We start from the raw sequence: 11,996 nt of genomic DNA, 5'->3' as shown, positions 1-11,996 counted from the left end.
GGCAAGTTGAGGTAGTATTTCGCTTTGTTAAGCAGCATTGGCTCGAATGCCATGAGCGACAGGCTGACCGTCTTCATTCACATGGACAAACACAATTTTGTCGATTACCACTACGGGAATTTGTGTCATTTTATTGCGAACTTCACAACGAACCGTTATCGAGCTATGCCCTAAACTAATAAGCTCAAGACCAAACTCCACAACATCCCCCTGCCTTGCTGGGCTCACGAAGTTAACTTCAGAGATCAGCTTTGTGACATGGCGTTTGCTGTTGAGTTGGCACGCAGCAAATATTGCAGCTTCTTCATCAATCCAGCTCAATAACTGCCCACCAAATAATGAATTAGCAGGGTTTAAATGCTCTGGCTTGACCAACCTTCGACTGTAATATTTCATTCTGCGATTCCTTAAGCTTGCAACACATTACTAGCAACACAACCTTTACCCCTAAATAGGTAGCAAGTGTGATGCCAAATAATTATTTCATTTTATTACAGACACTTAAAAGCAGTGCAAAACAAACCGCATGGTCGCTTGCGCTAATTCAGGGAGCGGTATGCACCAATGTGTAGCAAAGGGTTTGATTGAAATCGTCTAAGTTTCTATGCAACTCAACCGGCATAGTTTAATAGCTAAGCCATTTGACACAGATTGTTCGTCCTGTCATGGGGCTGCCTTTATATAACCTTTATATTGCGCGATGACTCGCGGGCCAACTAAGATAACAATAAGTGCGAGTATAAATAGATTGCCTTTAGAAACGTTGAATATTTGATTAATTTCACTGATAGGTGAACCCCTGACGAAGTAACCAAAGCCATACTCAAACAGTAATGTGAAACTTACCCAAATAATCCCCAGTCCTATATACGATGAACCTTGCTTCCATTTATAAAAACCTATTGTCATATAAATGATTAACAAGATCAGAATAGATAGCAAAACTCCACTCAAAACCAAAGCAAGTGTTTCACTTAAATAAACATTGAATAGTTTCTCTCGAATAAGCCCGTTCGCGATCGCAGCTATCACCATCACCAACCATATTGCTATCGCTTTAACTAAATACATAGACTGCACTTATTCCACGTAACATTTTTCGCGCACATGTCGTACACAAGAATCAAACTCATCAAAAGCTTATGTTTACCTAAAACACGAAACTGCTGAACTGCCGAATAGCAATATTCGCCCCAACAATCTAATCGTCATCCGCCAATGTGCCAATGCAACTTGGCAGCAAAAACACTAATTAAACTGAGGTTGAATAAAGTGCTCAAGAGTTGCGCGCCCCTGTTGGTAAAAGGCATCAAATTCATCTGGTTTACAGCGCTTATAATCTTGATAGAAAATCAGGGTATCCCCCTTGCCTTCTACGGAAACTTTTGGATTGGACTCAAAAAACTTGATCACCTTTGGCGTAAAGATTTCTCTAACCTTTTCTTCATCCTCTGCGTGTAATAGATATTTATCAGAAAAGGATGGGAATGATTCAAAATCTATATCTTCATTTCCAAAATACTGGCTAATTTTATGAATGGTGCTTTCAGGCATCAATATAAACTGTGGTAGATCAAGTCCCTGGCATCGTATCGACAGCACGGTTTGTCTATAATTCTTGGAGTTTTTACCTGAGCCTTGAATGTAGCAATAGCCAAACATAGAGACAGCATCTCCCCGATGTGTACCCCACATTTCATTGATCACCTCGCGGCAGCTTCCTATGGAAAACAAATTGAAATCTGCATGGTGATCCTGAGTCGATTCTCGGCCTTCCTTTGAAAAGGTAAATCCTAACTTTCTAGCAACCAATCCAAGTTTTTCTGAGCGCTTCTTCTCATAGTAGTAACGGCAGCCAATCGAGACGGCAATAATTAAGGCCGACCAGAACAAAACCTCTTGTATGGTCATGTCCATATTCATTTTACACTCCTTTGTACAGACAACAGTAAAGTGCCACCCGCATGACTCACAGCAATCATAAACTCGCGGTGGTAAAAGCCTTAGAATATTAACAAAAAGTAGGTGTTACTTATATAAAAAATCTATTAATTCAGCCATTTGATTGAGTGCGCTACCCATATTTTTTCGATTGCAAACTGACCTACTGACTCATCCCTACAGCCAACAGGCGCATCAAGTCGATAATCATCCACCCCATTATCAGAAAGTGCAGGTAACGCTGAATCCATTGCAAACAAGGGCGCCTTGTTACTCCGGCAATCAAACCCACAATAGCCAACAATGAAACAGCAAGCCGAAGGTTGTGAAGTTTGTGAACTCGAAGTCAGAGACGACCCCTTTTTGCGACTAAAAAAGTCATGTTGCATAGCAAACGCTCAAGGGTCAAATAATGGAAAACGATTGCAGTATCAAGCTTCTGAATCAACAACGTGACCGATAAAGTCATCAACAAAATAACCGATAAACATCAATTCATAGCCGGGAAAAAAGATTTCAGCTTCCGCTTCTTTGTCGCAGTCACAAGGCGCGGCTCTAGGTATGAAAACTCTGTAAATTGAAATCGAAAACCACCCACCAGCAAAGGGCGATACAAGCGAAATTTTAGCTAGCTGGTCGCTAAGCAGGATTTAAAGCCATCAACTATAGTGCGAATATCCCGCCGATGAATATCTTTGTGCAGCACTAAGCGAATGTCTCGCCCGGGATATATTTTTATGCCTTGCGCTAACAGTGCATCGGCCATTGTCTGTGGCTCATGCTGATCATCAAGTCGCACAAATACCATGTTGGTCTGCACTCGAGACAGTTCAACAGATAAACCAGCCACTTGACTTAACTCAGTTGCAAGTAATTGCGCATGATAATGATCATCCGCTAAGCGATCGACTTGTTGGGTTAACGCTAACTCACCAGCTGCTGCAATCACCCCAGCCTGACGCATCCCACCACCGAGCATTTTTCGCCAGCGCTTGGCCTTTTCAATAAATTGCTCATCTCCAAGCAAGATCGAACCCACAGGAGCACATAAGCCTTTAGAAAGACAAATGGATACGGAATCAAAATATTGGCAAATATCAGCCAAACTCACATTCTGTGCAACAGCAGCATTTGCTACGCGTGCCCCATCAAGATGGGTACGCAGGCGATGTTTAAAAGCAAGCTTTTGGGCACTTGCTAAATACGACGTTGATAAGACTTTGCCACCAATCGTATTCTCTAAACTCAGCAGCTTAGTTTGGGCAAAGTGGATGTCTTTTGGCTTAATCGCACTTTGAATATCGGCCAACAAAATGCTGCCGTCACTTTGATTGGTCAAGGGCTGAGGTTGAATGCTACCGAGTACGGCCGCCCCACCGCCTTCAAACATGTAGTTGTGTGCTTGTTGGCCGCAGATGTATTCATCACCACGCCCACAATGCGTCATTAAAGCAATAAGATTGGCTTGGGTTCCAGAAGCAACAAAAAGCGCATTTTCAAACCCGCACATATCTGCAGCAAGCGCTTGAAGGCGGTTAACGCTTGGGTCATCCCCATAAACATCATCCCCGACATCAGCCCTTGCCATTGCGGCGCGCATAGCGGGGGTGGGCAAAGTGACGGTGTCGCTTCTGAGATCAATCATTTTACTTCCTAATTCCTACGTGATTGCCAATAAAAAAGGCCGGCAAAACCGACCTTTTATTGCTTAGGGCAAACCCTATCAAAGTTAGCTCGCTTGAGCTAATTCTTTTACATGCAGATCCATTTGTGGATAAGGAATACCAATCCCAGCCGCATCAAGTGCATTTTTAATTTGCTCTAACAGTTCAAAATATGCACCCCAATAGTCCGGCGTATTAACCCAAGGACGGACAACAAAATTCACCGAAGAGTCAGCAAGTTCAGATAAACCTATCGTGTATCCTGGCTCTTTCAACACGTACTGATTCTCTTCCACCACTTTCGCGAGAATTGCTTTGGTTTGTGCAATATCAGCATCATAAGAAACGCCAATCACCAAATCGACACGGCGTTGTCCCATGGTCGAGTAGTTAACTATGGTGCCATCCATCATTGCCGAATTGGGTGCAATAATAACTTTGTTATCTGGTGTACGTAGTTTAGTTGAAAAGATCGTGATTTCATCAACAATGCCAGCGGTACCAGCCGCTTCAACATAATCCCCCACACGACAAGGGCGGAACATCACCATAAGCACACCAGCTGCGAAATTAGACAATGAGCCTTGCAATGCTAAACCAACGGCTAAACCGGCGGCACCAATTACAGCAACCAGTGATGCCGTTTGGATCCCTAACTGACCAAGTGTGGCGATAATAGTAAAGACAAATACTAAGCCCCACAGAATATTTGAAACAAACGAGCTCACTGTCGGATCAACTTTACGACTATCCATCATCTTAAACGACAGTTTCTTCATTACATTGGCGATATATTTACCTATGATAAAGATAACGATTGCATAAACAATCTTCAGGCCGTAGGTCATGATCAAGTCTGGCGCCTGATCTAATAAACCTTGAATATTTTCCATTATTTTCTCCCTTAAAACACACTTTACTTATTTATAAAAAAGTCGACGCGACGGTCATAGGCTCGCATTTCACTATCCTTAAGGTACTTTGCGTCTTGACTCCCTCGTCCCTGAACTTCTATCCGACTGGCAACAACGCCATAATCTTCTACTAAGAGTTGCTTAATATTATGCGCACGTGCTAGCGACAACTGCGCGTTATAATTTGTTTCACCGCTTATATCGGCATAGCCAACCAAATATATATTATGCTGATATTGTTGAATAAACCGACTTAGCCTAAGTAGTTTTTCAACTTGGTCATAACTGACTTCGTCACTATTCAAGGCATAGTACAATGAGTCGATCGTCACTTGCTGACAGCCCTGTGGATAAAGATTGCCATTCAAGTCTGCAATACATAAATTTTCAACGGCAACTTCGTTATCACAACCATTGGCATAGACAACAAACCCTTTTGGAGTTCCAGCACATGCATCTTTCAGATCCGGAACCCCGTCGGCATCCGAGTCTTGCCACGCAAAAGCGCCTGAGCTCAACATTAAAACCACAAATCCAATGAAAAAAAGTCTCATTTCAGCCCTCAACAATCATAAACACCAATATGATATAGATTAGCTTATCAAGCAGAAGTAGAGATGAGTCACAGTTTATAGGTTTGTGAAGATAAGTAACAGTAGAGGATGTTGATATTATCTATTTTTAAGAAATCCCAGCGATAGAAGAACTTAGGTACTCCATCGAGCCAAGCCAAAACAACATTGCCATTGGCATCAGGTGCATGGGCTTAGGTGAATATGCTCCGATGTTTGTTGAACGGCACGCCTCGGGATAACGGACAACCGGAGCGGCCATCGACATGGAAATGTACAGCGTCCCAAAGAGGCAGTGAAATAGAGTGGGAGAAAAATGGGGGCGGCACCCGAGAAGAACGATTCTTAACGCGTGCCTTTGGGGATCTGTTACCGAACTATCAATACATCTATCTAAGCAGCTCTCTAGGCATGAATCGATGACATACGTGCTTGATGGTACCAACCTTGCCATGTGTTCAAAGATTCTTCAGCAGCTAATGCTCTCATGCCACTTAAAAGTCGCTGTAATAAGTCTCTATCTTTCGCTTCGCTTGAGGCAAACAACGGCTCATAAAAATAGCGTCGCTGCATCACATCGAGCTGTGTATCAAACCCCTGCTCAACACCGTAAAGGCATAGGCGTTTTGCTTTCTGGTTCAATTTGTAGCAATCCGAGTCTTCAAGCAAATTGGCAAGCTGTCCCATAAGAATGATCAAAGCTAAACGCCCCGGGGGTGTTTTTTGCCACGAATCAAGCATACCCGCTTTACACTGGGCCAATACTGCATGCCAATACGCACGGGTGTCCATAGACACGGATTCTAACGCTGGTGCTTTACCATCACTACATTCTGCAAACCATGATTCGAGAAACTGCTGCATTTACAACCTCCTTTTGAGTACAACAAAAGGTTAACATTCGGTTATAAAAACAACTGCTGGACTTTGGTCTAATTCAGCGACAGCTAAAGTCCTACGGGCAATCGAGCCCCATATTCAGCACCATTGGAAATAAAAAAGCGATAGAATAAATTCTATCGCGATTCCATTAAAATGCCTCTGCGACCTTCACTATTCACTCGGAAATCGCTTACTTCACTTTCGGTTGAGGAGGGAAATTCGCCAGAATTTGTGCGACCGATTGATTAATAATCTCGGTTCTTTCCTCAGGACTCTTGTTATCCCGAATCGTATCCGCCAGCGAGCCACGCCATATCAGCTTCTTGGATTGATTATCGATAATATCTACAATCAAAGTGCCCACTTCATATTCCCTGACGGTAGTTTGCGTGTGCACTCGCGTGCCCCAATTCCAACCAGGGCGATAGTATGGGTTATAGCCAAAGTCTGTATTAAACGTATCGACATCAACCTTTTTATCAACCTTCGTTAAATAGTTCACTAATATGTCCGCCGACTCATTGGAGACAGGTGTAATGCCTTTCGCTTGTAGTTCACGCTCGACTGCGTTTTTTACACGTTGCTCCATCAAACCATTGAGATGATAGTTCTCATCTGTATCTGATTTATTCACCCAAGCGTACGATTTGAATTGCTTAAAATTGACCTGAGGATCGTAATCCCAAGAGGTTTTTACAGAGCTACAAGCAGCAAGCATGCTTGCGAGCGCAAGGATCAGAAATTTTTTCATGGTGTGTCCCTCAAAGTTCAAAATTAATCAATGAACCAACGTGATTACATCAATACAGCTTACCTAGCTCAGCGACTAACCTCAATGAAATTACTTGAGATTCAAACCTTTGTTCAGCTAGATTTCAGCTAGAATATTTAATAGTCATCTCACGAAGACCAAACAATTTTGCCAAATCCATGCCGCCTTGCAGACGATTTTGGTAAACTCTTCCTATTGAACTAAAAATAGCAGTCCTGATCATGAGAATAGACCCAAATGTTTCGCTAGTTTTTAGCACTGATGGTGGCAGAATCACCGAGAAAAAAGCCCAAGAGAAAGCACCGGAAGGAGACGGCATTGTCCGTATTCACCGCGATACGAAAGGGCGTAAAGGCAAAGGCGTATCAATTATTCGCGGCCTAGGCTTGGACGCTAAAGCGCTTAAAGCACTCGCCCAAAAAGTGAAGAAACAATGCGGCTGTGGCGGCACAGTCAAAGGCTTTGATGTTGAGATTCAAACCGATGATAGAGACAAGATAAAAGCGATTCTTGAAAAAATGAAATATACAGTGAAACTCGCTGGCGGCTAAAACAAATATAGATGGGAGCGCACCATGCAGAGTTTAGAAGGTCACTTCTTAATTGCGATGCCTAGCCTGAAAGACACATATTTTGAAAGAACGGTCGTGTACCTTTGCGAGCACGACAGTAAAGGGGCAATGGGTTTAATTATCAACCGTCCGGTTGGTATTAAAGTCAATGAGCTACTTGAGCAAATCGCCGAAGAAAATGAGACCGAGCACGCTCCAGAGTTCTCTGAAGATACTGAGCAAGTAGAAGTTATCATGGGTGGCCCAGTTACCCCGGATCGTGGCTACGTATTACATACACCACAATCATACTGGAGCAATAGCCATTTGGTTTCAGACTCATTAATGTTGACTTCTTCAAGAGACATTTTGAGTGCGATTGGTACCGAAAAAGGCCCTGAGAATTATATCGTTGCTCTTGGGCACTCGGGCTGGAGTCAAGGACAGCTTGAACAGGAGATCGCCGATAATACTTGGTTAACTATCCCCGCAAGTCAAGCACTCTTATTTGATCAAGACTATGACAACCTGTGGGAAAAGGCGACCCAAACCCTCGGTTTTGACGTCTGGCAAATTTCGTCGCAAACGGGTCATGCTTAACTGCATTGGCTCGCTCTAGCGACAGACACATTTAATTTTTGGAATTCTGACTTTTTATGACAACTCAGACTGTGCTTGGCTTTGATTTTGGCACCAAGAGCATTGGCATCGCCATTGGCCAACAAGTAACGGGGAGTGCTAACCCACTGACATCAATTAAAGCAACGGATGGAATTCCTAACTGGGATGACATCGGTGCCCTCATTCAAGAGTGGCAACCCGATCTAGTGGTCGTCGGCCTGCCTTTGAACATGGATGGCACAGAGCAAGAGATGACCCAAAGAGCGCGAAAGTTTGCCAATCGTATCAATGGCCGCTTCGGTGTAAAAGTCGCGACCCAAGATGAGCGACTAACAACTGCCGATGCTAAAGCAAGGCTGTTTGAATTGGGCGGCTACAAAGCTTTAGATAAAGGACAAATCGATGCAGTATCGGCAGTCTTGATTATCGAAAGCTACTTTGAAAGCCTGTATTAAACAGCTCAATAACGGTGCTGTTGGCTCCATGTTAGCCCTTGAAAACTTGTTTACATTACTCATAAAAAATAAAAAGGGGCTTTACGTATGTAAAGCCCCTTTTTATCAATCAGAAAAACGAGTTGCGCCCACTCACTACAAATACGGTTTAACTAAGTTCGCCATCATATCAATATGCTTCGGGTTGTCATTTAACGCAGCGATATAGCGATACTTTTGACCACCGGCTTCTTCAAACACCTCTCGGTTTTCTTCCGCAATCTCTTCTAACGTTTCTAAACAATCGGCGCTAAACGCAGGGCAAACAACGGCAACATCATCATCGCCTTTTGCAGGCATAGCTTCTAACGTCGCATCAGTATACGGCTGTAGCCATTTCGCCTTCCCAAACCGAGATTGAAAACTCGTCACATAATCCGACTCTTTTAACCCAAGTTTCTGCGCCACGAGTTTAGTGGTCTTCATACAAAAACAATAGTAAGGATCACCCAACAACAAATTACGCTCTGGCATGCCATGATAAGACAAGAGTAACTTTTTAGGTTGGCCATGTTTATCAAAGTCTTGCTGAATTGAATCCGCCAATGCATCAATGAAATCAGGGTTGTCATGATAGGTATGAATAAAGTGCAACGACGGAATATAGCGCCACTTAGATAGTGCTTTCGCAATCGCGTCAAACACCGAGCCAGTTGTCGTGGCTGAGTATTGAGGATAAAGCGGCAGGATCACAAACTTGTCGACACCTTGAGCTTGCATTTGTTTCATCACTGGCTCAATTGCGGGCTGGCCGTAGCGCATCGCAAGACCAACCGGGACGTCATAGCCTTGGGCAGACAGGCGCTCCCCGAGCGCTTTGGCTTGCTTCTTACTAATATCCATTAATGGTGAACCATTTTCGGTCCAAATTTGTTGATACAACGCGGCTGACTTTGCTGGGCGCACGCGCAAAATAATCCCATGTAAGATCATCAACCATATCAGCCGTGGGATCTCTACTACACGGGGATCAGCCAAAAACTCTGCAAGATAAGTCCGCACCGCCGCGGTCGTCGGTGCTTCTGGTGTGCCTAAATTAACCAGCAATACACCCGTTTTATTGCGGGTCTGATGCCCGACTTCTTTAGATAGACCAGAATATTTAGCCAAAACAGCCTCTTAAAACATTAAAATTTCTTGGCAATAGGAGGGTCAATTATTCATTGAACACGCCCTTTTGTACATAGCCAAAATGGAAATAAGCACTCACAATTCATGCGATTTGCTTAAGGAATCGCCAAGTCAACACATCCGGTGCAACTCGGGGTCAGTTTTACGAATAAGCCCACTCATTTGATCAAAAAAGTGGTACCAACTTTCGTTGATACCACTATCTTTTGATTACAGCCAAATATAAAACCGGTCTGATGACAATGATGACGGGCGCGTCAATCCAAATTCGCTGATGACACCTTGGTTTTAGGTTAGTCCAAGTCTAACGTCACGCCTTCCATAAAACCGGGGCTCGCAGCCTCTGAACCTTGCAGTTTAATCATCAATCGCAAGTCATTTGGTGAATCCGCATGATGCAGCGCATCGGCATAACTGATTTCACCTTCGGTATACAGTGCCAAAAGTGCCTGGTCAAACGTTTGCATTCCCTGCTCTGTCGACTTAGAAATCGTCTCTTTCAGCAGGTGCAGCTCATTTTTGGCAATCAAGCTTGCCACACGCGGGGTATTGATGAGGATTTCAATTGCAGCACGACGCCCTGTACCATCGGTTTTCGGAACCAATTGTTGCGCCACAATACCACGAAGGTTTAAGGATAAATCGAATAGTAACTGGTGATGCTTACTCTCTGGCACTAAATGCATAATACGATCTAACGCTTGGTTTGCGTTGTTCGCGTGCAAAGTAGCCATACATAAGTGACCCGTTTCAGCAAATGACAGTGCAAATTCCATCGTTTCTTGAGTTCGGATCTCACCAATAAGAATCACGTCTGGCGCTTGACGTAACGAGCTTTTCAGCGCTGCATCAAAAGAGTCTGTATCAATCCCAACTTCACGTTGCGTGATAATACTCCGGCGATGCTCATGGACAAATTCAACCGGATCTTCAATGGTCAGAATATGGCCTCGTGCATGGGCATTTCGATAACCAACAAGTGCGGCCAACGATGTTGATTTACCGGTTCCGGTTCCCCCCACCATAATGATAAGACCACGCTTGCTCATCACCAAATCTTTAAGAATTGGCGGCAAATACAGTGACTCAACCGATGGGATTTCTGTTTCAATCCGACGCATCACACAACCTGGCGACTCGCGTTGCCAAAATGCGCTCACACGAAAGCGACCCAGATCCTTGGCAGCAAAAGCAAAGTTACACTCTTTTGTTTCGTGAAACTCGGTCTTTTGCGCTTCAGTCATTAAAGATTCAACAAAATCTAATGACTGCGCGGGCGTAAACGAATGTTCCGCAAGTGGCTTCAACTCACCATCAATTTTGGCGCTAGGCGGAAAGCCTGCCGTGATGAATAAATCCGAAGCCTTACGCTCAATAATCGTCTTTAAAAAGGGGCGTACGTCCATGATCAGTCCTTAGAAAGTCGCTTGCTTATTAGAGCTTTTCGACATGGCATCTTCACGGGTAATCAGTCCGCGATTCACGAGTGTCTGTAAGCTTTGTTCAAGGGTTTGCATTCCATGCGCCATACCGGTTTGAATCGCAGAGTACATTTGCGCAACTTTATCTTCACGAATCAAGTTTTTAATCGCCGGCGTACCTATCATAATTTCATGGGCTGCAACTCGGCCACCGCCCACTTTTTTGATGAGCGTTTGCGAAATAACCGCCTGTAATGATTCAGACAACATGGTTCGCACCATGTCTTTTTCACCTGCTGGGAATACGTCGACGACACGGTCAATGGTTTTTGCAGCAGAGGTCGTATGCAAGGTACCAAAGACTAAGTGACCGGTTTCTGCTGCGGTCATCGCGAGTCGAATGGTCTCAAGGTCACGCATCTCACCCACGAGAATCACATCGGGATCTTCACGCAAAGCACTACGCAATGCGGCATTAAAGCTATGGGTATGCTTATGAACTTCCCGTTGGTTAATCAAACACTGCTTGTTCTTGTGTACGAATTCGATCGGGTCTTCAATAGTTAAAATATGATCGTGGCGATTTTCATTAATAAAATCCACCATACCAGCAAGTGTTGTACTCTTACCTGAACCCGTAGGCCCGGTCACAAGTACTAAACCACGGGGCAAACTCGATATTTTCTTGAAAATTTCTGGTGCACCAAGTTGCTCTAACGACAGGATTTCGCTTGGAATGGTACGGAATACTGCAGCTGCACCACGGGACTGGTTAAAGGCATTCACACGAAAACGAGCTAAGTTAGGCACTTCAAATGAAAAATCGATTTCTAGATGTTCTTCATAGTCCTTACGCTGCTTATCGTTCATGATGTCATAGACAAGACTATGCACACCTTGGTGATCCAGTGCAGGCAGGTTAATCTTCCTGACTTCGCCATCTACCCTGATCATCGGAGATAAACCTGCTGAAAGGTGTAGATCCGAGGCGTTGTGCTTTACACTAAAGGCCAGTAACTCTGTGATTTCCATA

General features: G+C 44.0%; 15 protein-coding genes. 3 read left to right on the top strand and 12 right to left on the bottom strand.

The window, feature by feature from the left end:
- Positions 1 to 27 precede the first annotated feature (27 nt).
- The 9 genes from IEY18_RS04430 to IEY18_RS04390 form a co-directional block, all read right to left on the bottom strand.
- Positions 28 to 396: an acyl-CoA thioesterase gene (locus IEY18_RS04430; RefSeq protein WP_188918229.1), complete on the bottom strand. Its 369-nt coding sequence runs from the start codon at positions 394 to 396 to the stop codon at positions 28 to 30.
- A 267-nt stretch (positions 397 to 663) separates the two neighbouring features.
- Positions 664 to 1,071, bottom strand: coding sequence for a hypothetical protein (locus tag IEY18_RS04425; protein WP_188918227.1), 408 nt, complete (start codon positions 1,069 to 1,071; stop codon positions 664 to 666).
- Positions 1,072 to 1,248: 177 nt separating this feature from the next.
- A complete protein-coding gene (locus IEY18_RS04420) occupies positions 1,249 to 1,923 on the bottom strand; it encodes a hypothetical protein (protein ID WP_188918225.1) in 675 nt (224 codons plus the stop codon).
- Between the two features lie 125 nt (positions 1,924 to 2,048).
- Positions 2,049 to 2,192, bottom strand: coding sequence for a hypothetical protein (locus tag IEY18_RS04415; RefSeq protein ID WP_188918223.1), 144 nt, complete (start codon positions 2,190 to 2,192; stop codon positions 2,049 to 2,051).
- 377 nt (positions 2,193 to 2,569) lie between these two features.
- Positions 2,570 to 3,586 (bottom strand): low-specificity L-threonine aldolase, encoded by a 1,017-nt coding sequence (ltaE, locus tag IEY18_RS04410; RefSeq protein WP_188918221.1) that lies wholly within the window; start codon positions 3,584 to 3,586, stop codon positions 2,570 to 2,572.
- An 84-nt stretch (positions 3,587 to 3,670) separates the two neighbouring features.
- Positions 3,671 to 4,498, bottom strand: a complete 828-nt coding sequence (locus IEY18_RS04405) for a mechanosensitive ion channel family protein (protein WP_188918220.1) — start codon at positions 4,496 to 4,498, stop codon at positions 3,671 to 3,673.
- A 23-nt stretch (positions 4,499 to 4,521) separates the two neighbouring features.
- Positions 4,522 to 5,073, bottom strand: a complete 552-nt coding sequence (locus IEY18_RS04400) for an OmpA family protein (RefSeq protein WP_188918218.1) — start codon at positions 5,071 to 5,073, stop codon at positions 4,522 to 4,524.
- Positions 5,074 to 5,496: 423 nt separating this feature from the next.
- The gene (locus IEY18_RS04395; protein ID WP_188918217.1) at positions 5,497 to 5,955 is read right to left on the bottom strand and encodes a DUF924 family protein; all 459 of its coding nucleotides are present in this window, start codon (positions 5,953 to 5,955) and stop codon (positions 5,497 to 5,499) included.
- A gap of 208 nt (positions 5,956 to 6,163) precedes the next feature.
- Positions 6,164 to 6,724, bottom strand: a complete 561-nt coding sequence (locus IEY18_RS04390) for a DUF4136 domain-containing protein (RefSeq protein ID WP_188918215.1) — start codon at positions 6,722 to 6,724, stop codon at positions 6,164 to 6,166.
- A gap of 242 nt (positions 6,725 to 6,966) precedes the next feature.
- On the opposite strand from IEY18_RS04390, the gene yciH reads away from it, so the two are divergent.
- Genes yciH through ruvX form a run of 3 tightly spaced genes read left to right on the top strand, consistent with a single transcriptional unit; the run spans position 6,967 to position 8,372 of the window.
- Positions 6,967 to 7,296, top strand: coding sequence for a stress response translation initiation inhibitor YciH (gene yciH / locus IEY18_RS04385; RefSeq protein WP_188918213.1), 330 nt, complete (start codon positions 6,967 to 6,969; stop codon positions 7,294 to 7,296).
- Between the two features lie 24 nt (positions 7,297 to 7,320).
- The gene (locus tag IEY18_RS04380) at positions 7,321 to 7,896 is read left to right on the top strand and encodes a YqgE/AlgH family protein (RefSeq protein WP_188918211.1); all 576 of its coding nucleotides are present in this window, start codon (positions 7,321 to 7,323) and stop codon (positions 7,894 to 7,896) included.
- A gap of 56 nt (positions 7,897 to 7,952) precedes the next feature.
- Positions 7,953 to 8,372: a Holliday junction resolvase RuvX gene (ruvX, locus tag IEY18_RS04375; RefSeq protein ID WP_188918209.1), complete on the top strand. Its 420-nt coding sequence runs from the start codon at positions 7,953 to 7,955 to the stop codon at positions 8,370 to 8,372.
- A 135-nt stretch (positions 8,373 to 8,507) separates the two neighbouring features.
- On the opposite strand, the gene hemH is transcribed toward ruvX, so the two are convergent.
- From hemH to IEY18_RS04360, 3 genes are all read right to left on the bottom strand, one after another.
- On the bottom strand, positions 8,508 to 9,521 hold the full coding sequence (gene hemH / locus IEY18_RS04370) for a ferrochelatase (protein ID WP_188918206.1): 1,014 nt from the start codon (positions 9,519 to 9,521) through the stop codon (positions 8,508 to 8,510).
- Positions 9,522 to 9,835: 314 nt separating this feature from the next.
- Positions 9,836 to 10,948: a PilT/PilU family type 4a pilus ATPase gene (locus IEY18_RS04365; protein ID WP_188918204.1), complete on the bottom strand. Its 1,113-nt coding sequence runs from the start codon at positions 10,946 to 10,948 to the stop codon at positions 9,836 to 9,838.
- A gap of 9 nt (positions 10,949 to 10,957) precedes the next feature.
- Positions 10,958 to 11,995 (bottom strand): type IV pilus twitching motility protein PilT, encoded by a 1,038-nt coding sequence (locus IEY18_RS04360; RefSeq protein ID WP_188918202.1) that lies wholly within the window; start codon positions 11,993 to 11,995, stop codon positions 10,958 to 10,960.
- Position 11,996 lies beyond the last annotated feature (1 nt).

The sequence above is a fragment of the Shewanella gelidii genome, from assembly GCF_014647855.1.
Taxonomy (GTDB): domain Bacteria; phylum Pseudomonadota; class Gammaproteobacteria; order Enterobacterales; family Shewanellaceae; genus Shewanella; species Shewanella gelidii.
This window is presented reverse-complemented; position numbering and strand designations above follow the sequence as displayed.